The organism is Aquirufa sp. ROCK-SH2 (genome assembly GCF_054558315.1).
The window spans coordinates 73,886-99,508 of the sequence record NZ_JBPXKB010000001.1 but is presented as its reverse complement, the minus strand read 5'-3'; the positions used below and the strand labels follow the sequence as shown (position 1 = coordinate 99,508).

The window sequence follows — 25,623 nt, the reverse complement described above, 5'->3', positions numbered from 1 at the left end:
AATGAGCTTAAAAAAAGAAATTCCCAATTTATTAACCCTTGGTAATTTGTTAGCAGGTTGCTTGGGATTGTATTTTGTCATGCAAGGAAATGTTTTGTGGGCCTCCTATACCATTTTTATTTCATTGGTTTGCGACTTCCTAGACGGATTTTTAGCCAGACTTTTGCATGCTTATTCAGATATTGGAAAAGAATTAGATTCTTTGGCAGATATGGTTTCTTTTGGTGTTTTACCCGCTTTCATCCTATTTAATTTAGTAGAATCAAGTTGTGGAACTCAATGTACCATTGGCCTATTTGGTTTTTACAAGCCATTATTGGTGTTTCTGCTTGCTCTAGCTTCCGCCTATCGTTTGGCAAAATTCAATGTGGACACAAGACAAACCGATCAATTTATTGGAGTACCAACGCCAGCCAATGGACTCCTAATTGCCTCCTTGCCTCTGATCATTGTGTTTCAACCTGAATACAAAGATTGGATATTGCAATTCAAAGGATTATTGATTTATGCAGTGATAATGAGCTACTTGCTCGTTTCTGAATTACCTCTAATGGCATTTAAATTCAAGACGTGGGACTGGAAAACGAATCAAATCAAATACATTTTTCTACTTTATTGTGTAGGCTTGTTGATATTGCTTAAATTTGCAGCTTTACCAATCTTAGTAGTTTCTTATATCTTATTATCTGGAATAATTTCTTTACTTAATATAAATACAAAATGAAGTTTATAGCTGAAATCAATGTAATGCCACAAAAAGAAATTCTTGATCCGCAAGGAAAAGCAGTTCGTATTGGCTTACAAAACTTAGACATCCACCAAGTAGCAGATGTTCGAATTGGAAAGCATATCCAATTGCAATTAGAGGCAGCGAGCGAAGCGGAAGCCAATGAAATTGTAACAAATGCTTGTAAGAAATTATTAGCGAACTTAATTATGGAAGAATTTGAATTTACTTTAATTCAACAATAATCCTTAAAATTGGCCTGTATGTAACAAGACTAACGTACAGGCCTCTTCTACTTGAATCCCTGCTTGTATCAATTCATTTTCGAGTTGCTCATTTTCCGTTCCTGGATTAAAAATCACTCTTCGAGGTTTTACAGATAAAATATAATCCAACAATCCTTCCTGATTTTTAGGACCAACATACAAGGTTACTGTATCTATATCAACCTGCTCGACCATTTCTGTTTGAATATCAACACCGTTGACTTGCCCTTTACGATGCCCGACAAGAACCACTTCATGTCCTTTCGATTGAAGTAAATTCGTTGCGATAAACGCATAACGTTCAGGATTGGTGGAAGCACCATAGACCAAAACTCTCATAATAATTCCTATTTAAGTCCTGAAATTAACTGAATTTTAGTAAATTTGAAGGTATTTTCTACTCAATAATTAAAAATGGAATGATTCTTTGTAATCATTTTACCACTATGAACACCAACTCGCCAACTATTAAAAACTTCTGGAATGAAGTTTGGAAAAAAATTGAATTCCCTGAATTTGAAAATGAAATCCATTATGAAATTTCTAATTATGGACGTATCAAAAGTTTTCAAAACTCAAAGGATGGAAAATTAATCACAGGATCAAAAATTCAAGGTTATTTTTCACTCAATATAAAGCATAAACAAAAGTCAATAAATAGATATGTACACAAATTAGTGGCTGAACAATTTGTAAAAAAACAAAAGGAAGAAGATGAATTTGTACTACACCTAGACCATGATAAACTCAACAATAATTTTACCAATTTGCGTTGGGGATCTAGAGCAGAAGTAACTTCACACAATAAAAACAACCCAGCTGTCATTAATAAGGTAGTTCCTAAAAGAACAAAAAATTACAAATTGACAGAGAGTAAGGTGATCATGATTAAAAAGCTGCTTTTGTCAGAAAAAAATCGCTTTAAAATGATTGCCAAACAATTTGGAATTACGCATACTCAACTAAACAGAATCAGGTCTGGAGAAAACTGGAAACATGTTAAGCTCGAAGACTAAAATTTTTCAAAAAATATGTTCAAAAAAATCATCATTAGTTTATTTAGCCTTTTGACATTTGTCATCATTGCATCTTTCAGTATTTCATGGATGTACAAAGATGAAATTTCAAGCAAAATAAAATCCTTGGTGAATGAAAAAGTAAATGCCAAGGTCGATTGGCAAGATGCGTCTTTAAGCCTATTGACGAATTTCCCCCAACTAACATTGGGAGTAGAAAAAATTCAAATCATTGGTCAAAATGAATTCCAAAAAGACACCTTAGCTAGCATCAAAGAAGTTAAAGTCGAAATTCCGTTGTTTTCGTATTTTATTAGCAAAAAAATTACGCTAAAATCAATTCAATTAGAGGAAGCCAATTTCAATTTAATCGTAAACCCGCAAGGTAAAATGAATTGGGATATTGTGAAAAAAGATTCTACAAAAAGTCCTACACAAGCAGAGGGCCAAGCCATTGATTTACAGATCAATTCCTACCAAATCAGTCAATCTAACATTTTCTATGATGACCAATTGCGTGGATTTTCTAGTCGATTAGCTAATTTAAACCACGAAGGAAAAGGAGATTTCAGTCAGGATATTTTCACTTTGTCGACAGAAACCAAAGTAGAACAATTAACAGTGAAATTTTTGGGTAAAACCTACCTTTCAAATATCAAGACGAGCTTAAGCGCACCGATAGAGATGGATTTCAAAAAAATGAAATTCAGTTTTAGCAAAAACACCTTATTATTGAATGAATTACCTATTTCAGTGGATGCTTGGGTAGCCATGCCAGATACAAGTATTGACATGAATGTACAATTGAACGTCCAAAAAAGCCCCTTCAAGGAATTTTTATCGCTCATTCCAAGCATGTATTCCAACTCGTTCAATGAGCTAAATGCACAAGGAGAAGGTGCTTTGCAGGCTCATTTGAAAGGCAAAATGAATGGAAAAGAAAATCCAGGTTTCGGATTAGGAATAAAAGTCAACAATGGAGCTTTTCAATACAATTCCAAAAATATAGGTGTAAAAAATGTACAAGTAGATTTCCAAGTAAATAATCCAGATGGAAAACCCGATCATACGGAAATTCAACTGAAAAAATTCGATTTATCTATCAACAACTCACCTATTCATGCGAATCTTTTGGTAAAAAATCCCGTGACAGATCCATTCATCCAAAGCAATGTGTCTGGAAATGTAAATTTGGAAGAAATAGAAAAAATATTCCCTTTAGAAAACAAAAAATTAAAAGGACAAATTGCAGCTAATTTTGCCTTAAATGGAAAAATAAGTCAATTTAAAAATGGACAAGGGATGGCCAAAGGCGACATTCAAGTCAAAGCATTCCATTTTAACGCATTGGAACCAACATTTTCCATACAAATCCCAAAAGCCCAATTACATTTCAATTCAAAAAACTTAGAATTACAAGCCTTTACAGCTAGGATTGGACAAAGCGATGTGGAAGCTAAAGGTTACCTAGAAAATTACTTATTGTATTTCCTAAAAGGCGAAAATTTAAGAGGAAATTTAACTGTAAATTCCAATAACTTGAATATAGATGAACTAATGCAGTTCATGCCCAAAGATGAATCGTCGCAAGCAGCAGCAGTAAAAACCCAAAAGGCATTGAGCTTGCCTAAAAACATTGATTTCTCAATTAAATCAACTATTGCAAGTGTCAAATATCAAAATTTTGACATCACATCTGCCAAAGGTTCTTTGAAGTTAAGTCCAGAAAAAATTGATTTCGATGAATTTTCTTTCTATTTATTAGGATCGCCATTTGTAGCCAATGGATTTTACAGCAATTTATACGACAAAAACCCATTGACAAATATCAATTTTGAAATTCAACAATTAGATATTCCTAAAGCATTTGTAAATTTTTCAACCTTCAAAAAATTGCTTCCTATCGCTTCTGCAGCTACTGGAAAAATAAATTTAAATTTTAGCTTGATTAGTAATTTAAACGAAGATATGTCGCCCAATTTGAATACCATTCAAAGCATTGGTGAATTGGAATTAGTCAATGTGAGTTTGAACGGTTCAGAAGTATTGAACAAAACAGCCGAATTGGTCAAATTCCAAGCATTAAAAAATCTGGTATTACAGCCCACAAAAATCAATTATCAAATATCCAATGGTCGATTAAAAGTGAAACCTTTTCAATTAAAAAGCAATGTAGGGAAGATCCATGTAAGCGGATCCAATGGATTAGATCAAAGTTTAAATTATCAATTAGGTGTAGAAATCCCCAACAATTTGATATCTGAAGGTGCTAAATACGGGATAAACAAGGAATTAGACAAATTAGGTTTGGGCATCAACGTAGATGCTATTACAAAATCCCTAAAACCTAGTATTATGATCAAAGGCACCTTTCAAAAGCCATTGGTAAGTCTAGGAATCAGTCAAGGAGGGAATGAAAACAGTAACAATCAAGCTAGTTCAGCTGTGAAGGATGTTCTTAAAACAGAAGCTAATAAACAAATAGACAAAGCCAAGCAAGCGGCTAAAATTCAGGCAGAAAACATCAGAAAAGAAGCAAGAATGGCAGCCGAAAAACTCAAAGAGGAAGCATACCAAGCTGCGGATAGAATTGTCAATGAAGCCAAAAATCCACTTGCCCAATTCGCTGCCAAAAAATTAGCAGACAAACTCAAAATGGAAGCTGATAAAAAAGCCGAGGCTATTTTAGAGGAAGCAGACAAGAAAGCGGAGGAATTAATAAACAACAAATAAATACGTTGTGCCTTTGTGTTTTAATCAATATTGGTTTCAAAACACAAAGGACACAACGAATAAAAAACGGAGAATCAAGTTCTAAAAATTGAATTTTAAAACAATGCTGAGGCAATTGCTCGAACGCTATCTGATTTACTCATGGTATAAAAATGCAAAGCGGGCACACCAGCTTTTATCAATTCTTTTCCTTGTGCTACTGCCCATTCTATCCCCACTTGCTTAATCGCAGCATTGTTATCGCATGCTTTTACAGCCTTGGATAAATCCGAAGGAATTTCTAAATGAAAAATAGAAGGTAAAATATCCAATTGCTTGGCAGTGGCCAAAGGTTTTATTCCTGGTATAATTGGAACATTGATACCGATTGCCCGACAAGCATCTACAAAATCAAAGTATTTTTTATTGTCAAAAAACATCTGCGTCACGATATAATCGGCACCTGCATCCACTTTTTGTTTTAAATAGCGTAAATCTTCTTCCATCGAGACAGCCTCAAAATGCTTCTCAGGATAAGCGGCTACTCCAATGCAAAAATTAGTCGGAAATGATTCGGTTTCTTCATGCAATAAAATCCCTTTGTTCATATTGGCAACTTGCTGAACCAATTCATTGGCATAAGCATGTCCACCAGGTTTCGGGATAAATCTCTCCTCCCCTTTTTCTTGATCTCCACGTAAAATCAAGGCATTTTCAATACCTAAATAATGTAAGTCGATTAAAAAATCCTCTGTTTCTTCCGTGGTAAAACCTCCACAAATCACATGAGGAACCGCTTCCACTTGAAATTTCTGCATAATGGCCGCACAAATTCCTAAAGTACCAGGTCGCTTACGAATAGGAATTCGTTTGATGACACCATCAACTAATTTTTCAATGTATTCTTCACGATGGTAGGTAACTTCTATGAATGGTGGTTTAAATTCCATCAATGGCTCAATATGCGACATTAATTCACCCAAATGTTGTCCCTTCATTGGAGGGATAATTTCAATGGAAAAAAGCGTTTTACCTTTGGCTTCGTTTAAATATTGAGTAATTTTTGTCATAATCTATTCATCGTAATTTAATACCGGACTCAACCATCTTTCCACTTCTTGCAAATCCATCCCTTTTCTCTTTGCATAATCCTCTACTTGATCTTTGGCAATTTTCCCTAAACCAAAGTAGGTACTTTGTGGATGTGAAAAATAAAAACCTGAAACAGAAGAAGCAGGATGCATCGCATAACTTTCAGTCAAATACATTCCAATATTTTCTTCTGCTTTCAATAAATCAAATAATTTCCTTTTTTCAGTATGATCTGGGCAGGCAGGATAACCTGGTGCTGGACGAATCCCAACGTATTTTTCTGCAATCAATTCTTCACAAGTCAAATGCTCCTCAGAAGCATATCCCCAATATTCTTTTCTCACTTTTTCATGCAAAAGTTCCGCAAATGCTTCCGCTAATCGATCAGCAAGCGACTTAACCATGATGGAATTATAATCATCATGTTCTTTTTCATATTTTTCCAACAAGGCTTCAATTCCAATTCCCGTGGTAACGGCAAATGCACCAATATAATCTGTAACTCCCGTATTCAAAGGAGCGATAAAATCACTTAACGCGTGATTAGGCAATGAACTTGCTTTTTGACCTTGCTGACGCAAATGATGTAACCACTCTTTGGAATCTGATGACTCATCTTTTTTCTGGATATCATAAGAAACTGTTTTGTGAGAACCATGTTTTTCACAAGCTGTTTCTTGAATTTTCTCAACAAAATCATGCAAAATGATATCATCACCCAACGAGTTAGCCGGATAAAAACCCAAGGCAGCATTGGCGGTCAATAATTTTTGATCAATAATTTCCTTCAATAATTGTTGAGCATCATCAAACAATTTTTTAGCTTCTTTTCCAATGATTTCATTGTCAAAAATCTTTGGATATTTGCCTGAAAGTTGCCAAGTAGAGAAAAATGGAGTCCAATCGATGTATTTAGCAATTTCTTCCAAAGAATATTCTTTCAAATACTTCACTCCTAAAAATTGAGGCACTTTCGCTTCAAAACCTGTCCAATCTAAACCGCTTGGTTTTTTTCTGGCATCTTGAATACTCAAATAATTCTTATCTTTTTGACGTGCAGCATGAGAAATTCTCAAAGCAGCATATTCTTCTTTAATTTCCGTAAAAATCTCTTTTTGAGTTAATTCACTTTGTAACAGACGACCAGCCACAGGTACTGAACGTGAAGCATCCAAGACATGAATCACAGGTCCAGAATAATGTGGATCTATTTTTACCGCCGTGTGAATTCTAGAGGTAGTCGCACCACCGATTAACAGAGGAACTTTGAAACCTAAACGTTCCATTTCCTTGGCTACGTAAACCATTTCATCCAAGGATGGAGTGATAAGACCAGAAAGGCCAATAATATCTACTTGATGTTCCTTCGCAGCAGCTAAAATCTTGTCGCAAGAAACCATCACACCAATATCAATTACTTCATAATTATTACAAGCTAAAACCACCCCAACGATATTTTTACCAATATCGTGTACATCCCCTTTTACAGTAGCTAACAAAATTTTTCCAGCAGAGGAACTCTCCCCACCTTGTTTTTCCGCTTCAATAAAAGGTAATAAATAAGCAACCGCCTTTTTCATCACGCGGGCAGATTTAACTACTTGAGGAAGAAACATTTTTCCTTCTCCAAACAAATCCCCCACGACATTCATTCCATCCATCAAAGGACCTTCTATGACCTGAATTGGACGATCAACTAATTTTCTAGCCTCTTCTGTATCCTCATCAATGAACTCCGTCAAGCCTTTGATTAAGGCATGTTCTAAGCGTTTATTTACGGGTAATTTTCTCCAGGCATCATCTATTACAACTTCTTTCCCTGCAGATTTAACGGTTTCTGCATAATTCACCAATTTCTCCGTCGCTTCTGAATTTCTATTCAACAAAACATCCTCACACAAATCGCGAAGAGGCTGAGGAATTTCATCATAAACGCCTAATTGACTAGCATTTACAATACCCATATCCATACCCGCCTTAATGGCATGATATAAGAAAACCGTATGCATCGCTTCTCTAACAGGCTCATTTCCTCTAAAAGAAAAGGAAATATTAGACACCCCACCAGAAACTTTGGCATGAGGCAAATTTTCTTTAATCCATTTTGTGGCCTGAATAAAGTCAATCGCATAATTATTATGCTCTTCGATTCCTGTCGCAACAGTCAAAATATTCGGATCAAAAATAATGTCTTGTGGTGGAAAACCCACTTGATCCACTAAAATATCATACGCTCTTTGGCAAATTTCAATACGTCTTTGGTAGGAATCGGCTTGTCCAGCTTCATCAAAAGCCATAACTACTACCGAAGCACCATACATTTTAACTTTATTGGCCAATTCAATAAATCTTTCTTCTCCTTCTTTCAAAGAAATGGAATTCACTACTGATTTTCCTTGCACACATTTCAAACCAGCTTCAATCACTTCCCATTTAGATGAGTCGATCATGATTGGTAAACGAGTGATATCTGGCTCCGCCATCAAAAGATTCAAAAATTGAGGCATCATTTTAACACCATCAATCATCCCCTCATCCAAATTCACATCCAAAATTTGAGCTCCTCCCTCTACTTGCTCCCTAGCCACATCAATCGCTTCTTCAAACTTTTCTTCTCGAATTAATCGAGCAAATTTCTTTGAACCCGTCACATTACAACGCTCACCAATGTTGACAAAATTGGTCAATTCCGTAATTTCCAAAGGCTCTAATCCAGACAATTTTTGATTGGATGAAGTTTCTGGCAAATGGTGTGGAGGGTATTTAGCGGCAATTTCAGCAATAACTTGGATGTGTGCAGGCGTAGTTCCACAACATCCACCAATGATATTAATAAATCCATTTTGAAGAAAATCTTCAATGATTTCACCCATTTGTTCTGGGCTCTGATCATACTCACCCATTTCATTCGGCAATCCCGCATTCGGGTGCGCAGATACTAAAAAGGGTGATTTATCGGATAAAGTTTTTACATAAGGTCGCATTAAATCAGCCCCTAAAGCGCAATTTAATCCTACCGAAAGTAAAGGCATGTGCGAAACAGATGTCAAAAATGCCTCTGTCGTTTGGCCTGACAAAGTTCTTCCTGAAGCATCTGTAATCGTTCCTGAAACCATGACAGGTAGGTATGGTTTTTCAGGATGTTGCTTAAAATATTGATCAATGGCAAACAAAGCTGCCTTGGCATTTAAAGTATCAAAAATGGTTTCGACCAATAATAAATCTGCCCCTCCATCCACTAAACCACGTATTTGTTCTGTATAAGCCTCAACTAATTCATCGAAAGTTACGGCACGATAACCTGGATCATTCACATCAGGAGAAAGTGACAAAGTTCGGTTGGTTGGTCCCATAGATCCCGCTACATAGCGAGGTTTATCGGGATTTTTTGCCGTAAATTCATCTGCAACTTCTTTGGCTATTTTGGCTGATTCAAAATTTAATTCATAAACCAAATCCTCCATGTGGTAATCTGCCATGGCGATGGAAGTTCCCGAAAAGGTATTTGTCTCAGCAATATCTGCACCCGCTTCAAAATATTTGGCATGAATTTCCTTAATCACGTCTGGCCTTGTGATTGACAAGAGGTCATTATTGCCTTTTACTTCATGAGGAAAGTCTTTAAATCTTTCGCCGCGATAATCGGCATCACTCAAATGATATTGTTGAATTAAAGAACCCATCGCACCGTCTAAAACTAAAATACGATGTTTCAAAAGTTCTGTAATAGGCGTCTTCTGCATAAAATTTATTAATAATTCTTTGTATTATCCAAAGAATGAGAATTTACTATGTCTATAATCTTGCAAAGATACGGATGAATAATTATGAATTATGAATTATGAATTATGAGTATATTTTTTTTAAAAATTAGGCATTTGAGCAAATTAAAATTTTACCTCATAATTCATAATTAACCCCCTCACCCCCTCACTAAATAAAACCCTATTTTCAATAAATCCTCTGGATGGTCAATTCCAATGGTTTCGTATTGAGTTTCAATGGTTTTAATTTGGTAACCATTTTGTAACCAACGCAATTGTTCCAAGGATTCCGCTAATTCCAAAGGAGAAGGTTGTAAATTACTTAATTCCAATAGAACATCTGCTCGATAGGCATAAAGTCCAATATGCTTAAAATAACGATGTTTTTTTAACCAATCTTCTTGTGGAATACCACGTAAATAAGGAATGGTTTGACGAGAAAAATACATCGCAAAGCCTTTTTCATCAATGACTACTTTGGGAGTATTCACATTGAATAAGGTTGCATCATCTTTAATTTCCTTGATGAGCGTCAAAATTGGGGCATTACTTTGAAATTCAGAAGTGATTTCCTCTAACTGATTAGGATCGATGAATGGTTCATCCCCTTGAATATTAACTACGTAATCGATGGGCTCATTTAAATTTCTTAAAACCTCTGCACAACGATCTGTCCCAGAAACGTGATTTTCTTGCGTCATCATCACTTCTGCACCAATGCTTTTGGCAAAATCATAAATCCGTTGATCATCTGTCGCAATAATGATTTTATACCAACCTTCGAGTTGAGATACCCTTTCGAAGGTCCGTTGAATCATGGGTTTACCCCCAATTTCGACTAAAGGTTTTCCAGGAAATCGTGTAGAAGCATAACGCGCTGGAATGACAGCAACAACTTTTTTACCCTGCATGGATCTATTTTAATTTTTGTTAAAAGAAATTCACCAAATTTGCACATAATTTATGGGGAAACCTTTCAAAATCATTGGAAAAAATTTTTACAGAATCATTTCAAGAAAAAATTTGGAGCGTCGGTCATTTCATCGAGAAGGAAAAACCATTTCTATGGATAGAAACCAAAAATAATACCCACGTCCAATGGTTCTCGCTTTCGTTGGATTCAAAAATTACCCAAGAAATTCCAGCCCCACAAAGTATCAACAAACCGTTGAATTGGATTTGCAGCAAAGGAAATATTGGCGTTTTCTCCAAACTGAAATCAAGTAAAAATCCGGGTATTGAAAGTATTGAAGCGTATGATTTACGTACAGGCAAATTAGTATACCAAATCCCTTGCCAATTTTGGTTTGAAACAAAAAATGAATTCATTCTCCTTGAAATTGACAAGAAAAATTATTGGGTTAATTTATCAAATGGTCAATTTGAAAGCGAAGTGGAATTAAATAATACACAACAATTCGGAGAATTGATCGTTCAAAACCCAGAACATTATGAAGAAAGCCAAGCTTTTTTCAAAGAATTTCAAGACTTTTTCTTGTTAAAATTCCAAGAGAAGATTGCAAAAGGAATTGATTATTGGGAAGGTAAAGAGAAGCTGATTTTTTCTTACTATATTTACGACCAAGGTTGGAAAAATTACCTTAAAATCTGCGATTCAGACTTTGTCATTGAACATCAAGAATTAATTTCTGAAGGCGACCTAATAGGATATAACACTTTTCAAATCATTGAAAACCAATTAATTTACGTAAAAAACAAGCAGCAAATCGTTGTATATGAATACTAAAAAATCAACCCTATTAATTATTTTTTGTCTTTTAACTTTTTTCACTTCCAACGCTAGTACCTTAGATTCTTTGGGATTAAAAAAAGAAAATAACAAAACCTTTATCTTGTATAAATTAGGTCCCAAACAAAGCCTTTTTTCTATCTTAAAAAGGTATAATATTTCATTGACGGAATTTAAACAAGTAAATCCAGAAACAGATATTCCTGTTAAAACGGGAGAAATCGTTTACATCCCTTTGCATTATTTGGAAGAAAGTCCAAGTATTTTAAAAAGTATTGACAAAACTGTCGCTGGTGAATCTAGCACAGCAAGTACACCTGCTGAAAAAGCACCAGTTACAGCGGACAAAAAAGAAGAAAAATACCACATTGTGAAATCGAAACAAGGATTATTAACCATCGCAAATCTTTATAAAGTGAGCATGGCAGATTTACGCAAATGGAATAATTTAACTTCTGATCGTCTTCAAGAAGGACAACGTCTTGTCATTCAAGAACCTAGCTTAGAAAAAACCAATTTGCTTCCTTCCAAAGCTGAAAAACCAGCAAGTGAAGGTAAAATTGACATGACAATCCCTGCGCCTGTCAGCGAAACAAAGGCTGAAAATACAGCAGATGGATTAAAAAAGACCATTGAAAATGGTATCGCTGAATTAATTGATGTGCCTGATAATTCAGGTAAGTATTTAGCTTTGCACAAAACAGCTCCCATTGGAACTTTGGTATTAGTGAAAAACTTAGCGAATAACCAAAGTATTTGGGTAAAAGTGATTGGTAGATTGCCCAATTCTGATTCCAAATTAATCATCAAATTATCACCCAAAGCATTTGAAAAATTAAATGCTGTTGATAAACGTATCCGAGCTGAAATAAGTTATTTAGTCCAATAAAATGCCAAAGAAAAAAAGACCCATAACGGCAGGAAACATCGTTTTTGAGATATTTTTTATCTTATCCTACCCTTTCATAGCTGTATTTTCTGCGGCGGTGACGGTGATTGTTTGGATTTTTTCTTTGCCTTCTAAAATCTTGGCATTTCTAGGTTCAAAAAAATAGACGCATGAAAAAAGATTTGGCGGAACTTCTGGAAAAGAAATACGCATTCTTTAATCATCCTCGGTTTATTGAACATGATCCTATTCAAATTCCACATCAATTTTCCGATTTAAAAAACAAGGAAATCATGGGATTTTGGGTGGCTATGTTATCCTGGGGACAAAGAAAAACTATTTTAAATAATGCCAAAACACTGATTCAATTAATGGATGGAGATCCATTTGACTTTGTCATGCATCATCAGGAAAAAGATTTGCAACGATTTGAAGGATTCAAGCATCGTACTTTCCAATATACAGACACACTTTATTTCATCGATTTTTTCAAGAGGCATTATTCAAGATATGAAAGTTTAGAAAGTGCATTTCTATTGACACATCAACCGGAAAATATCAACATCAAAGAATCACTCATTGGATTTCACAATTATTTTTTTGATGCTGAACATGCCCCCAAAAGAACGCAAAAACATATTTCCACGCCAGCCAAAAATTCCGCTTGCAAAAGAATTTGTATGTTTTTAAGATGGTTCGTTAGAAAAGATCAACTGGGAGTAGATTTTGGACTATGGAAAAACATTGATTCTAGTCAATTAATTTGTCCTTTAGATATTCATTCACAAACGACCGCTGAAAAATTAGGACTTATTAGTCCTGGCCCAGCGAATTGGAAAAAAGCTGAAGAACTAACATTTGAACTTAAAAAATTAGACTCTAGTGATCCCGTAAAATACGATTTTGCTTTGTATGGAATGGGAATAGAAAATAAAACCATTTGGACATGATTATTGAACAAAACCCACAAGGAGACATTGTTTCCCTAATTAACCCTAAAACCCAGGAAAGAGCCGATATCAATTTATCGGTAGGTGCCACTCTGATAAAACTAGAGCTATTATATGAAAATACTTTGGAATCCATCATTTCAATTCCGGGTGAAGAAAAGTTTAATTTATCAGAAAACAACTTACATCCGAGCGCCATTTTAGCCCCATGGGTAAATCGGGTAAGAAATGGAAATTATTCCTTTTTGGGAAGAAACTATCAATTGCCCATCAACGAGAAAGGCCTGGGAAACGCAATTCATGGATTTCTTGCTAGGAAACCATTTGTCATTAGTTCCCAAATAAGTAATAACGAATATTGTGAAGTTATTTTAAGCTACGAATATGACGGTAAATCTTTCCAAGGCTTTCCTTTTCCATTTGTTTTCAATGCCATTTATCGATTGAATGCAACAGGCAAATTCGAAGTGAATTTTCAAACCATCAATACAGGAAATGAACCGATGCCATTTGCTTGCGGTTGGCACCCTTATTTTTCTTTCCCCAATACCTCGATAAAAGACTACCAAGTTGCTTTTTCAGCCAAGGAAAAATATCTTTCCGACCCTCAAATGATACCATTCAAATCGGAAAAGGTTGATTTCAAAAATGGAGTTGATTTGAGATCAGAGCAACTAGATAATGTTTTCTTGTTAGAAAAACTTCCCTATCATGTTGCAGAGCTAAAAGAGAAAACTCAACAAAAATCTATTTTTATTGGCCACTCCAGTGAAATATTTCCCTACTTTGTAGCGTTTATTCCAGAAGGCTACGATTGCCTTGCGATGGAACCCATGACAGCCAATACGGATGCCTTTAATACCTTTGAAGGATTACTATCTTTGGAATCGAAGGATGTTTTTAATGGAAAAGTAGATGTTTGGATTGGAAAATCATCGGATTTATAGTATTCAAAAAAAGGTTTATTTAACTTGCAACATGAAATTCAAACTGGGGCTCATTCTTTTATTTTCTTTTTATTTTTCAAACAGCTTTGCCGACGGAATCGTTAAAGTGGATAGTTTGAAATCAAAATGGAAACAAGACTTTGCTACAGGTATCAATTTGAACCAATCCAGTTTTTCAGACAATTGGAAATCAGGGGGTAGTAATACCTTTGCAACAGGTTGGTATTTAAATCATACATCCGTTATCACAAATAGTTCTTGGCGTTTAAATAGCGATTTGCAAATGCAAATTGGTTTTCTTCAAAACAAAACACAAAGTTTTCGTAAAAATCTAGATCGTATTTATTACGAATTCAAAGCTGGTTATCGCTTAGGACCTAAATGGGATTTCTTTGGATCTACCAACTTCCAAACGCAGTTTTTACAAGGTTTTGAGTACGGCAAAAAAAATGCATTAGGAGTACCCGTTGATTCATTGGTTTCCAGCTTATTTGCTCCAGCTTATCTGACGACTTCCTTGGGTTTTGAAGTACACCCAAGCAAATCTTTTTACTCTCGTTTTGGTATAGGATCACTTCGTCAAACTTTTGTCTTTGATGAACGAATTTCTCGTGCAGGATTATTTGGTTTGGAGAAAAAAGGAGACAACATTAGAAATCAATTTGTTCTTCAAATTCTATTTAATATTGAAAGAGACATTTTTGAAAATGTAAATTTAAAAGCGCGTTATTCTACGTTAATTGATTACTTCCGTGTCAGTCAACCGAATGGACTTGTGCATCGTTTTGATGCGAATATCACCATGAAAGTGAATAAATACATCAATGCCAACTTACAAGCCATCTTACTCAAAGATTATGACCAAGACCCAAATTGGCAATTTTCTCAACAAATCTCGATGGGTGTTTTGTATCGATTAACGAGATGAGGTATGATGTATGATGTATGATGTATGAGAGTTTTCTCTCTTCTCTCTTCTCTCTTCTCTCTTCTTCATTTAATTAACGGTATCACTTGACATAAATCATATTTTTATGACATATACAGTCAAAAGGATAGAGTATAAGTGATTAAATTATTAAGTTTAATCTTTACTACTTGTTTGAAAGCTATGTACAACCAAAATCGTCTTCTTCGAGTCTTTCGATTAATTACACTACTAAAAACTTTTCCAACTAAGACGATTAAGCGTTTATCTCAGTCTTTAGAGATCTCAGAGCGAAGCTGCTATCGCTATTTGGATTTGCTGGAGGAGTTGGGCTTTGAGGTAGAAAAAGATGAATACAATAAATTTTTTCTTGCATCCGACCAGATAGTTGAGCCTTTTACCAAAGAGGAGAGTCATTTGATTCAAGAAGTATTATCTATTTCGATTAAAAATAATCCCTTAGTTCAATCGATTATCTCCAAATTACCCAATTTGGAGGAATCTCATATTTTTGCCAAAACTATTGTGAATGGGTATGCTGCCAAATTGGTTACTCAAATTCACGAGGCGATTGATCAAAAAAAACAAATAGTCATTCATAAATATCAATCTGCAAGTTCTGAAAATGTCTCTGATCGATTGGTAGAACCCATCGGTTTTACAGCCAATTACCAATATTTATGTGCTTTTGAGGTAGAATCACAAAAAAATAAATATTTCAAATTAGAACGCATGGGTTCTGTGGAGGAATTAAGCAATTCATTTCAACATTCCAGTTCACATCGATTATTACAAGCTGATGTATTTGGTTTTAATGAAGAAGGACCTAAAATTCCGATTAAATTATCATTGAGCATGCGAGCGATGTTATGGCTTAAAGATGATTACCCTGAAACTGCAGGATTTTTGAAAGAGGATACAAAAGGAAAATGGATATTAGAGTTGAAAGTAAATAGCATGGAGCCGGTGAATCGAATTGTGAGAAGTATGCCTGGGGAGGTGGAATTAATTGAAGGTATTTAAAAAAGAAAAAGCGACAATTTGTGATTGCCGCTTTGAATGTTTTCACAACGGAATAATCCTTATTGTGAATTGCTTCAAAATTGTAGAACAAATTTAAATAAATAATTTATAAAATAACCATTATGGAAAAAATAATTTTAGGTCTGGATGAAGGAACAAATAGCATTGGATGGGCATTGTTAAATATAGATTTCGATAATAAAATTGGAGACATTAGAGGACTAGGTAGTCGAATCATTCCTATGGATGAAAGTGTTCTTTCAAATTTTGATAATGGAGTGTCTATTTCCCAAACTGCTGAAAGAACTAAACATCGTGGTAAAAGACGATTAGTTCAACGATTCTTGTTAAGAAGAGAACGACTGCACAGAGTTTTAAATATTCTTGGTTTTTTACCTAAGCATTATTCAGAGGCAATTGATTTTGATAAACGATTTGGTCAGTTTAAACCAGAAAGAGAAGAGAAATTATCTTTCTGCAAAAATGAAAAGGGTAAAAACCAATTTATATTTATGAATAGCCATAATGAAATGCTTGCAGAATTCAAATTAATCAATCCTGAAATAAAAAAAGTTCCTTATGATTGGACTATTTATTATTTGAGAAAAAAAGCATTAACTGAAAAAATAAGTAAGGAAGAACTTGCTTGGATTTTATTAAATTTTAATCAAAAAAGAGGGTATTATCAATTGCGTGGGGAAGAACAAGAAGAAAATAAAAACAAATTAGAAGAGTTTCATACTCTCACCGTTGTTAATGTAATTGAAAGAGGAAAAGGGAAATCAGGTATTTGGTATAATGTAATTCTTGAAAATGGATGGATTTACAAAAGAGAAAGTAAAGTTGAATTATTTGATTGGGTGGGAACGAAAAAGAATTTTATCGTCACCACAGAATTAAATGAAGACGGAACTATAAAACTTGATAAAGAAAACAAGGAAAAAAGAAGTTTTAGATCACCAAAAGCTGAAGACTGGGGATTGGTTAAAATCAAAACAGAACAAACAATAAATCAAAGTGGAAAATCTGTTGGTTCTTTTATTTTTGAACAATTGCTTAAAAATCCCCAACAAAAAATAAAAGGCGAACTTGTTAGAACAATCGAACGAAAGTTTTACCGTGACGAATTATCCAAAATCCTTAAAACCCAAATTGAATATCATTCAACGATTTTAAAAGACAGGAAACTTTACAAAAAATGCACCGATGAATTATACAGACATAATGAATCTCATAAAAGCAATATTAAAGATAGAGATTTTGAATATTTGTTTTTAGAGGATATAATATTTTATCAAAGACCGCTAAAAAGTAAAACTTCTTTAATTAGTGATTGCTGTTTAGAATCCAGACCTATCAAAGATAAAAATGGAATTTTAGTTAAAGATATTAATGGAATTCAGATTTTAAAACCTATAAAATGTATAGCAAAATCTAATCCTATTTTTCAAGAATTTAGATTATTACAATTTGTTAAAAATCTGAAAATATTTAAAAAAGGAATATTGAATGATATTGACGTTACGGATGAATTTTTAAAGTCAGAAGAAGATATTCAAGAATTGCTTAGTTGGCTTAATGATAAAGCAGACGTAAGTCAGAAACAGTTATTAGCCTATACAAATTTTAAGTTAAAAGAAGATAATTACAGATGGAATTATGTCGAAGACAAAATCTATCCTTGTAATGAAACAAGAAATCAGTTTTTGAATGCGATTGCAAAAATTGATGTGGATAAATCTTTTTTTGATGCAAAAAACACTCAAGACTTATGGCATATTTTATATTCGGTTAATGATAAAACTGAAATCAGTAAGGCTTTAACAAGTTTTACAATACGGCATAATTTACCTGATGAATTTATCGAAACTTTTTCAAAAATAAAACCATACAAAAAAGAGTATGGGTCTTATTCAGAGAAGGCAATAAAAAAATTATTATCATTAATGCGTTTTGGTAGCCACTGGGATGAAAACAATATAGATCCAAAAACATTACTTAGAATAGATAAAATTCAAACAGGAGAATTTGATAATAATATCAAAAATCGTGTTCGTGAAAAAGCAATTAACCTAAAAACAATTTCCGATTTCAAAGGTATGCCTCTATGGCTGGCATCATATGTTGTTTACGATAAACACAGTGAAGCTAGCGACAATTCAAAGTGGAAAACTCCAGCAGACATTGAACATTTTTTAAAACATGAATTCAAACAATATTCCTTGAGAAATCCGATAGTTGAGCAAGTTATTACTGAAACTTTAAGAGTAGTAAAAGATATTTGGCAACATTATGGTAAAGGCAAAGAAAACTTTTTTGATGAAATTCATATTGAATTAGGACGAGAAATGAAAAATAATGCTACCGATAGAAAGAGAATTACTAACACTATCAATCAAAATGAAAACACAAACTTACGTATCAAAGCAATTTTAACGGAATTGAAAAATGATGGAATTAATGATATACGGCCCTTTTCACCTAGCCAGCAAGAGATTTTAAAAATATATGAAGAAGGAATTTATAATAGCGAAAAAAGCGAAGGAAAATTAGAAGAAGTTGATAAAATTAGAAAAAATGCCAAACCATCTCCATCTGAAATTACCAAATATAAACTTTGGCTAGAACAAGGCTATATTTCTCCATATACCGGAAAATTAATTCCATTAAGTGATTTGTTTACAACAAAATACCAAATTGAACATATTATTCCACAATCTAGATTATTTGATGATTCATTGTCAAATAAAGTCATTTGCGAATCTGAGGTAAATGAGCTAAAAAGTAATATGACTGCTTTTGAATTTATTAGAAAAAATGAAGATAGAATTGTAACCTTAACCGGAGGGAAAACAGTTAAAATATTTACAATTGATGCATATAATAAACATATCACTGGCTATTATAGCAAAAACAAAAGCAAGCAAAAACGATTATTAAGTGAAGAAATTCCTGAAATATTTATAGAAAGACAGTTAAACGATACTAAATACATCAGCAAAATTGTAAAAAATCTTTTAAGTAAAATAGTACGTGAAGATGATGAACAAGAAGTGACCTCAAAGAATGTTATATCCCTGAATGGCTCAATAACTTCAAAAATGAAACAAGATTGGGGTTTAAATGATGTTTGGAACAAAATCATTACACCTCGTTTTGAGCGTTTAAATATAATTACTAATTCTAATGATTTTGGTAATTTAGAACTCAAAATAGATGAATTTGGAAATAATGGTAAACAAGTATTTCAAATTACTGTTCCTGATGAAATTTCAAAAGGTTTTTCTAAAAAAAGAATAGACCATCGTCACCATGCTTTAGACGCATTAGTAATTGCTTGTGTAAATAGAACACACATCAATTATTTGAATAATCTAAATGCAAAAGATGAAGACGATAAAACAATAAAGCATGAATTGAGAAATAAACTTTGTTTTAAAACCAAACCTGATGCAAATGGAAATTATAAATGGGAGTTTCATAAACCGTGGGTAAATTTTACAAAAAATGCAGAAGATGAATTGAATCAAACTATTATTAGCTTCAAGCAAAATAATAGAGTTATCAATAAAACTGTAAATAAATATCAAGTTTGGAAAGAAGAGGATGGCGCATTTAAAAAAATCACAACTAAACAAGTAATAGGGGATAATTGGGCAATAAGGAAACCTTTGCATGCTGAAACTGTTAGTGGAAAAGTGTTTTTAAAACGAATTAAACCGCATCATATTACTATTTCAAATGCTATTGAACAGGTAGAATTTGTTGTTAACAAAGCGGTGAAAAGGCAACTTAAAGAAAAAATCAAACTTTACACAAACAATGTAGAAGGTTTAAAAAAACATCTTAAGACTTATCCTATTCAGATTGATGGAAAAGAAATTGATAAGGTTCAAATTTATGAAATTGTAGATGCTACCGCAACTAGATTTGGAAACGATTTAGATGTAACATTTGACGAAAAAAAGATAGCGAAAATAACGGATACTGGCATTCAAAAAATTCTATTAAATCATCTTAAACAAGAAATTTATCAAAATGCAATAGACGAAAGTGGTAAAAAATTAGCTCCTTGTGAAGTAGCTTTTTCAGAAACAGGTATAAAAGAATTACATAATAATATTCTTACACTCAATAATGGTAAAAACCATCAGCCAATAAAAAGAGTGCGCATATTTGAAAAAAGTAGTCGATTTCCGCTTGGGTTAACGAGAAGAAAAACAGAAAAATATGTCGAGGCAGAAAAGGGGACGAATTTATTTTTTGCAATTTATAAAGATGAAAAACAGAAAAGAATTTATAAAACCATTCCATTAAATGAAGCAATCGAACGACAAAAGCAAGGATTAGATTCTGCCTTAGAAATAGATGAAAATGGAAATACACTTTTATTTACACTTTCTCCCAATGATTTAGTTTATATTCCTACTGAAGATGAAATAGAAAATTTAAAACCTTTTATTTTTGATAAATTATCAAAAGAGCAAACAGAACGAATATATAAATTCGTCAGTTGTACAAGTTCCCAAGGATTTTTTGTAAAAAACAGCTACGCAAGTAGAATTATAGATAATGAAAATGGTTCTAATAATAAAAATGAGAGAATGCTTGAAATCGAAGAATCTAACACAATCTATGATGAAAATAAAAAGCCAGTAATGATTAAATCTGTTTGTTGGAAATTAATTGTAAATCGCTTAGGTATAATTGAAAAAGTTATTCGATGATAAAACGGGCTTTATTTTTTGAAAATTCATGCTATTTAAGTTTGAAAGATCAGCAATTGGTGGTGAGTTATCCAGATGAATTTGCTAAAGATAAAACAGTACCCATTGAGGATATTGGAGTGCTTGTGATTGAAAGTTTATATGTGACAATTACCAGTGCATTAAATAATCGATTGATGCAAAATGGCGTTTCTGTTTTTTACTGTGATGAAAGACACATGCCTGTTGGCCTGCTATTGCCTTTGGAAGGACATACGCAACAAACAGAACGAATGCGTACGCAATTGGACGCTAGCTTACCTTTAAAAAAGAATTTATGGCAACAGACGGTCTCAGCTAAAATCTTGAATCAGGCAGGACATTTAAGAAGTCGAGGTGGACAAGTTGACAATTTGATGCGATGGAGTAAAGAAGTTCAATCGGGAGATAGTAAAAATCATGAGGCTAGAGCCGCCGCCAATTATTGGTCGCGGCTTTTTCCTTGGGAAGGTTTTACTAGGCATCCAGAAGGAGAATCGCCCAATCATTTATTGAATTATGGTTATAGTATTTTACGAGGTATAACTGCTCGAGCAATTGTATCTTCTGGAATGTTACCTATGCTGGGGATATTCCATAAAAACAAATACAATGCTTTTGGTTTAGCAGATGATATTATGGAACCGTATCGTCCTTATGTTGATACATTGGTATTGGATATCATAGACAGTGGGGAATATTTTCATGAAATGAATATGTCTTTAAAAATTCATTTAATGGGAATTATGCGAATGGATGTTACGATAGATGGGCAAAAAAGTCCATTAATGGTGGCAATGAGTCGGACAACTAGCTCTTTATACGATTGTTTTGCAGGTAAAAGCAGAAAGATTTTGTATCCTATGTATGAATGACGAATTTGATTCTAGACTAAATCTATACCGAAGTATGTGGCTATTTGTTTATTTTGACTTACCCACGGAGACAAGAAAAGAGCGTAAAATAGCCGCTGATTTCAGAAAAATGCTCATCAAAGATGGATTTAATATGTTCCAGTATTCCATTTATTTACGATTTTGTCCTTCAATGGAAAATACAGAAGTTCATGCCAAACGCATTCGAAAGCATTTACCTGAGCACGGAAAGGTATGTTTGATGAAATTTACGGACCGGCAATTTGGAATGATGGAAATCTTTTATGGAAAAAAGCCTATTCAAAATGAAAAACCACCTCAGCAGTTAGAAATATTTTAACTATTCGATTCGGTTTTTCAATTCCAATTTTACTCACAATTCACAGTATATCAGCTTGTTATGCGCCACTATACTGTGAATGCGGTAATAAAGATACAATTTTGAAAGCAATTCACAACGATGAGATTGAAATATCAATTGACAAAACAACTGTGAATGCGGTAATAAAGATACAATTTTGAAAGCAATTCACAACAGGTTTCCAAGTATCTAATTCAACATAATAACTGTGAATGCGGTAATAAAGATACAATTTTGAAAGCAATTCACAACTTTACCTATTGCTTATGATTGGACATTTAGACTGTGAATGCGGTAATAAAGATACAATTTTGAAAGCAATTCACAACACCTTCATAGTGTATAAACAATTTTAATTGACTGTGAATGCGGTAATAAAGATACAATTTTGAAAGCAATTCACAACGGATCACTTAATTTAACCTTTTGTCCATTAACTGTGAATGCGGTAATAAAGATACAATTTTGAAAGCAATTCACAACCCACTCATTGCTTTGGTTTTGCTTGATAAAACTGTGAATGCGGTAATAAAGATACAATTTTGAAAGCAATTCACAACATAAACTTGCCAATATCCAACGTATGCCCAACTGTGAATGCGGTAATAAAGATACAATTTTGAAAGCAATTCACAACTGCGGTGCAACTCTAATAATTTCCGAATTGACTGTGAATGCGGTAATAAAGATACAATTTTGAAAGCAATTCACAACAGAAGTTTGTAGTACCTTATTTGTATTAAACTGTGAATGCGGTAATAAAGATACAATTTTGAAAGCAATTCACAACTGCACTTCGTTTATTAGTTCGTCTGTGAATACTGTGAATGCGGTAATAAAGATACAATTTTGAAAGCAATTCACAAGTTGTTCTATGCTGTTACATTTACTCCCAAAACCAACATATCGTTAAAATCATGTTTCAGCGTTTAAAATAGCCATGAAACCAACCTTGATAGGTTTCTATCACTATATCATCTTTATTTACAAAACCTCTCATTGAAACCTTGTTATAGTCGCTTAATTCGGATGCGTGTATTTCAAACGTTTTACCCTCTTCAATTTTAACAAAGGGACTCAAAACAACTTCGTATTTAGAATTTCCTGCCTTGATTGTAATTCCTGAATAATCAAATGAGTCATTGTTAGTAATATATAGGGTGTTTTGTAGATATCTAACACTTGGGTTTATTTTATCGCTTGTCCAATTTTTATCGTGATAGAATAGAATGATACCATACAAAACGGCACAAAAACAAAGTCCAATAATTTTTAATTCTTTCATGTTTATTTTTTTCTAAATTGTTTACTTAATTTTTCAACATGTGAAAGCCGGTCGGCAGAAAAATTTACCAGTATTTTTCCTGTATTATTCCGTTAGATGGGTCTACGTTTGCAGTAAAACTAATCGTATCGCAAACTATTTCAATTTCATTGAAGCGATTATCAAAACTAAGTTTTTTATAAATGCAAATCGAAATATATAATTGTAATTATTTTAACTTTGATGGATACCAATTCGGATAAATCTTGGTTGATTTGTTGTATCTCATTGAATAAATTAATTCGCTCTATCTCTATCTGACTAGCTTTGTGCATTGATATTAAATATTTTTTCTTTGTTTCAGTCTCTTCAATATGTTTTTTTATAGAGCTCAATTGAATCTTTAAAATTTCAATTTTTTGGCTTTGTTTTAAAGCTGAAAACATGAAAGTGAGCAATGTTGGATTGATTTGACTGGTTCGCATGTGGTTAGGAAACTAGAAAGTTAAGATTTCTGGATATTAATAGCTTATTTTCTTTTAATATAATAATTAATTAGACAGTTCACTCTTTTTCAATTTCCTTATTCAAAGAATGAGATATTTTTTCAAGTAAAAAAATGACATTTAAAAGGTTCATTGAAATTCTACAGACTTACATGAAAATTTCCAGTCCTTTCAGTTCTTCGTAGGTTTCTTTGATAGATTCTCCACGTTCTGCAGCTGCTTGAAGGGTTGGTCGCCAGTAATTGGGATAGCTCATGATTTCATAGAGCTGTTCAAGCGTTAATCCAATTTTTTTTGGATCCACTTTTTGCAATAATTCATTTTCAGCATAATCCACTATATCCAATAGGCAATCTTTAAGGTCTTCATGTTTTTGTAGTTTTTCATTCATGCATTTTCCTAATGTTGGATAAAAGGCATATTTGTTCATGTAGGTCAATTCTTTGTAATAGATCTTCGCTATTTCGATGGTCAACCAACTCAATGCGCTGGCATGTTCGCTGAAAACAAGGGTGTCTCCTGGATAACCTTTTCTAGAAGGTTTGTCAGTGATGATTAATTCCGCACCGCCAAAATGCTCAAAATCGCATGGAAAATTACCCTTTTGAATGGCTGTCTTTAACTGATTGATTTGCTCCGTCATAGTAACTTAAATATTTCGATGTCACAAAGGAAAGTAATAGTTTTGTCAAATAGGGTCGAAATGACGTAAGATGTATGACGTATGACGTAAATTCTACATTCTTAATTCTACATTTCTCTCTCCTCTTTTCTCTCTCCTCTTTTCTCTTTTCTCTTTTCCTTACAACCTTCCTAACTCAGCCCCAACCCATTCAGCGATATCTTTTGTAAACTGTTGAATAATATTCCATTTGGCATAAGGTCGATAAAATGCTAAACTCACTTCTCTTTGCAATTGACCATCTTCCAAAACCAACAAATTAGATTGACGTTTTTCATTCAATTGATTGATATATAAAGTAGGTAAAACGGTCATCCCTTTAAATTCATCCACTAAATTTAAGAGTGTATCGAAAGTATTAGACTCAATCAACAGGTTTTGTGGTAAATAATTATTTTTCTTTAAATCACATAGCTGAATCACTTGATCCCTTAAACAATGCCCTTCTTGTAACAAAAACATGCGCTGATTTGCCAAATCAGATTTTTTGATTGTTTTTTCTTTCCCGCCGAAAAATCCATAAAGCTTCAATTCTTCCACATATAATAAATTAGTCTCCAAATCATGATTAGAAATAGGTGTACTTAAAATTCCAATATCCAATTTCCCATCCAACAAATTTTTAACCAATTGATTCGTCGTCACTTCATAAATTTCCAGATTTAATTTAGGATACTTTTCCATCATAGGTTTTAAAATAATGGGTATCATAGAACTTGCAATTGTCGGAATGACTCCAATTTTAAGACGACCTTCAATTTTATGATGAATTGATTTAGATGAGTCCAGCAAGGCATTGGCATGGGCAACGACTTGTTGGGCTTGTTGCAAAATTAACCGACCATTATCTGTGGTGACAATTGGATTCGATTTTCGATCAAAAATTACGATATCTAATTGCTCTTCCAATTTCTTTACCATCGCACTTAAAGTAGCCTGCGTAACGTGGCAATAATCGGCAGCTTTACTAAAACTTTTAAATTGATCTACGGCCAAAATGTATTCTAATTGATGGATATTCATTGATATAGATTTTTTCTATAACAAATATAGATAAATTCAGTTTTATCTATCAATATAGATTCATTAGTTTCGTCCTAGATTTTTGAAAACAAAACAATCAACA

Annotated in this window: 22 protein-coding genes and 1 CRISPR repeat array; of the genes, 14 read left to right on the top strand and 8 right to left on the bottom strand. The window is 33.4% G+C overall.

Annotation, left to right across the window (positions count from 1 at the left end):
- Position 1 precedes the first annotated feature (1 nt).
- Positions 2–724 carry a CDP-diacylglycerol--serine O-phosphatidyltransferase gene (gene pssA, locus V7S79_RS00420; protein ID WP_459488405.1) on the top strand — a complete coding sequence of 241 codons (723 nt, stop codon included), beginning with the start codon at positions 2–4 and terminating at the stop codon, positions 722–724.
- Positions 721–972 carry a phosphoribosylformylglycinamidine synthase subunit PurS gene (gene purS, locus V7S79_RS00415; protein WP_459488404.1) on the top strand — a complete coding sequence of 84 codons (252 nt, stop codon included), beginning with the start codon at positions 721–723 and terminating at the stop codon, positions 970–972. Before pssA ends, purS begins: the two co-directional genes overlap by 4 nt.
- A gap of 3 nt (positions 973–975) precedes the next feature.
- Here the strand turns inward: purS and V7S79_RS00410 are convergent, their stop codons facing one another.
- Entirely contained in the window at positions 976–1,332 is a 357-nt protein-coding gene (locus V7S79_RS00410) for a CoA-binding protein (RefSeq protein WP_459488402.1), read from the bottom strand.
- Between the two features lie 107 nt (positions 1,333–1,439).
- Between V7S79_RS00410 and V7S79_RS00405 the strand changes: the two genes are divergently transcribed.
- A complete protein-coding gene (locus tag V7S79_RS00405; protein WP_459488399.1) occupies positions 1,440–2,009 on the top strand; it encodes an NUMOD4 domain-containing protein in 570 nt (189 codons plus the stop codon).
- Positions 2,010–2,024: 15 nt separating this feature from the next.
- A complete protein-coding gene (locus tag V7S79_RS00400) occupies positions 2,025–4,742 on the top strand; it encodes a hypothetical protein (RefSeq protein ID WP_459488397.1) in 2,718 nt (905 codons plus the stop codon).
- Between the two features lie 95 nt (positions 4,743–4,837).
- On the opposite strand, the gene metF is transcribed toward V7S79_RS00400, so the two are convergent.
- From metF to kdsB, 3 genes are all read right to left on the bottom strand, one after another.
- A complete protein-coding gene (gene metF / locus V7S79_RS00395) occupies positions 4,838–5,791 on the bottom strand; it encodes a methylenetetrahydrofolate reductase [NAD(P)H] (RefSeq protein WP_459488395.1) in 954 nt (317 codons plus the stop codon).
- 3 nt (positions 5,792–5,794) lie between these two features.
- Positions 5,795–9,556, bottom strand: a complete 3,762-nt coding sequence (gene metH / locus V7S79_RS00390; protein ID WP_459488393.1) for a methionine synthase — start codon at positions 9,554–9,556, stop codon at positions 5,795–5,797.
- Positions 9,557–9,735: 179 nt separating this feature from the next.
- Positions 9,736–10,488: a 3-deoxy-manno-octulosonate cytidylyltransferase gene (gene kdsB / locus V7S79_RS00385; protein WP_459488392.1), complete on the bottom strand. Its 753-nt coding sequence runs from the start codon at positions 10,486–10,488 to the stop codon at positions 9,736–9,738.
- 74 nt (positions 10,489–10,562) lie between these two features.
- On the opposite strand from kdsB, the gene V7S79_RS00380 reads away from it, so the two are divergent.
- The 10 genes from V7S79_RS00380 to cas2 all read left to right on the top strand — a co-directional run bounded on the left by V7S79_RS00380 (position 10,563) and on the right by cas2 (position 22,024).
- Positions 10,563–11,324, top strand: coding sequence for a hypothetical protein (locus tag V7S79_RS00380; protein WP_459488391.1), 762 nt, complete (start codon positions 10,563–10,565; stop codon positions 11,322–11,324).
- Entirely contained in the window at positions 11,314–12,216 is a 903-nt protein-coding gene (locus tag V7S79_RS00375) for a septal ring lytic transglycosylase RlpA family protein (protein WP_459488389.1), read from the top strand. Before V7S79_RS00380 ends, V7S79_RS00375 begins: the two co-directional genes overlap by 11 nt.
- 1 nt (position 12,217) lies before the next feature.
- A complete protein-coding gene (locus V7S79_RS00370) occupies positions 12,218–12,382 on the top strand; it encodes a hypothetical protein (protein ID WP_459488388.1) in 165 nt (54 codons plus the stop codon).
- Positions 12,383–12,386: 4 nt separating this feature from the next.
- A complete protein-coding gene (locus tag V7S79_RS00365; RefSeq protein ID WP_459488387.1) occupies positions 12,387–13,166 on the top strand; it encodes a TIGR02757 family protein in 780 nt (259 codons plus the stop codon).
- The gene (locus V7S79_RS00360) at positions 13,163–14,113 is read left to right on the top strand and encodes an aldose epimerase family protein (protein WP_459488385.1); all 951 of its coding nucleotides are present in this window, start codon (positions 13,163–13,165) and stop codon (positions 14,111–14,113) included. The genes V7S79_RS00365 and V7S79_RS00360 overlap by 4 nt, the downstream gene beginning before the upstream one ends.
- Positions 14,114–14,144: 31 nt before the next feature.
- On the top strand, positions 14,145–15,041 hold the full coding sequence (locus V7S79_RS00355; protein WP_459488383.1) for a DUF3078 domain-containing protein: 897 nt from the start codon (positions 14,145–14,147) through the stop codon (positions 15,039–15,041).
- A gap of 138 nt (positions 15,042–15,179) precedes the next feature.
- Entirely contained in the window at positions 15,180–16,064 is an 885-nt protein-coding gene (locus V7S79_RS00350) for a helix-turn-helix transcriptional regulator (protein ID WP_459488381.1), read from the top strand.
- Positions 16,065–16,186: 122 nt separating this feature from the next.
- Positions 16,187–20,791: a type II CRISPR RNA-guided endonuclease Cas9 gene (gene cas9, locus V7S79_RS00345; RefSeq protein WP_459488380.1), complete on the top strand. Its 4,605-nt coding sequence runs from the start codon at positions 16,187–16,189 to the stop codon at positions 20,789–20,791.
- A complete protein-coding gene (gene cas1, locus V7S79_RS00340; protein WP_459488378.1) occupies positions 20,788–21,684 on the top strand; it encodes a type II CRISPR-associated endonuclease Cas1 in 897 nt (298 codons plus the stop codon). Before cas9 ends, cas1 begins: the two co-directional genes overlap by 4 nt.
- Positions 21,685–21,718: 34 nt before the next feature.
- Positions 21,719–22,024: a CRISPR-associated endonuclease Cas2 gene (gene cas2 / locus V7S79_RS00335; RefSeq protein WP_459488377.1), complete on the top strand. Its 306-nt coding sequence runs from the start codon at positions 21,719–21,721 to the stop codon at positions 22,022–22,024.
- A gap of 72 nt (positions 22,025–22,096) precedes the next feature.
- Positions 22,097–22,912: a CRISPR direct-repeat array (repeat unit 47 nt; unit sequence ACTGTGAATGCGGTAATAAAGATACAATTTTGAAAGCAATTCACAAC).
- Positions 22,913–22,967: 55 nt separating this feature from the next.
- On the opposite strand, the gene V7S79_RS00330 is transcribed toward cas2, so the two are convergent.
- The 4 genes from V7S79_RS00330 to V7S79_RS00315 form a co-directional block, all read right to left on the bottom strand.
- Positions 22,968–23,330 (bottom strand): S1 domain-containing protein, encoded by a 363-nt coding sequence (locus tag V7S79_RS00330; RefSeq protein ID WP_459488375.1) that lies wholly within the window; start codon positions 23,328–23,330, stop codon positions 22,968–22,970.
- A 176-nt stretch (positions 23,331–23,506) separates the two neighbouring features.
- Positions 23,507–23,755 (bottom strand): hypothetical protein, encoded by a 249-nt coding sequence (locus tag V7S79_RS00325; protein WP_459488374.1) that lies wholly within the window; start codon positions 23,753–23,755, stop codon positions 23,507–23,509.
- A gap of 208 nt (positions 23,756–23,963) precedes the next feature.
- Entirely contained in the window at positions 23,964–24,458 is a 495-nt protein-coding gene (locus tag V7S79_RS00320; RefSeq protein WP_459488372.1) for a hypothetical protein, read from the bottom strand.
- A 159-nt stretch (positions 24,459–24,617) separates the two neighbouring features.
- On the bottom strand, positions 24,618–25,520 hold the full coding sequence (locus V7S79_RS00315; RefSeq protein ID WP_459488370.1) for a LysR substrate-binding domain-containing protein: 903 nt from the start codon (positions 25,518–25,520) through the stop codon (positions 24,618–24,620).
- Positions 25,521–25,623 lie beyond the last annotated feature (103 nt).

Excerpts from the sequence above, each read along its gene's own strand:
- V7S79_RS00365 (WP_459488387.1), top strand. The coding sequence starts at position 12,387 with ATGAAAAAAGATTTGGCGGAACTTCTGGAAAAGAAATACGCATTCTTT.
- pssA (WP_459488405.1), top strand. The coding sequence starts at position 2 with ATGAGCTTAAAAAAAGAAATTCCCAATTTATTAACCCTTGGTAATTTG.
- V7S79_RS00330 (WP_459488375.1), bottom strand. The coding sequence starts at position 23,330 with ATGAAAGAATTAAAAATTATTGGACTTTGTTTTTGTGCCGTTTTGTAT.
- V7S79_RS00375 (WP_459488389.1), top strand. The coding sequence starts at position 11,314 with ATGAATACTAAAAAATCAACCCTATTAATTATTTTTTGTCTTTTAACT.
- purS (WP_459488404.1), top strand. The coding sequence starts at position 721 with ATGAAGTTTATAGCTGAAATCAATGTAATGCCACAAAAAGAAATTCTT.
- V7S79_RS00325 (WP_459488374.1), bottom strand. The coding sequence starts at position 23,755 with ATGTTTTCAGCTTTAAAACAAAGCCAAAAAATTGAAATTTTAAAGATT.
- V7S79_RS00315 (WP_459488370.1), bottom strand. The coding sequence starts at position 25,520 with ATGAATATCCATCAATTAGAATACATTTTGGCCGTAGATCAATTTAAA.
- cas9 (WP_459488380.1), top strand. The coding sequence starts at position 16,187 with ATGGAAAAAATAATTTTAGGTCTGGATGAAGGAACAAATAGCATTGGA.
- V7S79_RS00360 (WP_459488385.1), top strand. The coding sequence starts at position 13,163 with ATGATTATTGAACAAAACCCACAAGGAGACATTGTTTCCCTAATTAAC.
- kdsB (WP_459488392.1), bottom strand. The coding sequence starts at position 10,488 with ATGCAGGGTAAAAAAGTTGTTGCTGTCATTCCAGCGCGTTATGCTTCT.
- V7S79_RS00320 (WP_459488372.1), bottom strand. The coding sequence starts at position 24,458 with ATGACGGAGCAAATCAATCAGTTAAAGACAGCCATTCAAAAGGGTAAT.
- V7S79_RS00410 (WP_459488402.1), bottom strand. The coding sequence starts at position 1,332 with ATGAGAGTTTTGGTCTATGGTGCTTCCACCAATCCTGAACGTTATGCG.
- metH (WP_459488393.1), bottom strand. The coding sequence starts at position 9,556 with ATGCAGAAGACGCCTATTACAGAACTTTTGAAACATCGTATTTTAGTT.
- cas1 (WP_459488378.1), top strand. The coding sequence starts at position 20,788 with ATGATAAAACGGGCTTTATTTTTTGAAAATTCATGCTATTTAAGTTTG.
- V7S79_RS00370 (WP_459488388.1), top strand. The coding sequence starts at position 12,218 with ATGCCAAAGAAAAAAAGACCCATAACGGCAGGAAACATCGTTTTTGAG.
- metF (WP_459488395.1), bottom strand. The coding sequence starts at position 5,791 with ATGACAAAAATTACTCAATATTTAAACGAAGCCAAAGGTAAAACGCTT.
- V7S79_RS00400 (WP_459488397.1), top strand. The coding sequence starts at position 2,025 with ATGTTCAAAAAAATCATCATTAGTTTATTTAGCCTTTTGACATTTGTC.
- V7S79_RS00405 (WP_459488399.1), top strand. The coding sequence starts at position 1,440 with ATGAACACCAACTCGCCAACTATTAAAAACTTCTGGAATGAAGTTTGG.
- V7S79_RS00355 (WP_459488383.1), top strand. The coding sequence starts at position 14,145 with ATGAAATTCAAACTGGGGCTCATTCTTTTATTTTCTTTTTATTTTTCA.
- cas2 (WP_459488377.1), top strand. The coding sequence starts at position 21,719 with ATGTGGCTATTTGTTTATTTTGACTTACCCACGGAGACAAGAAAAGAG.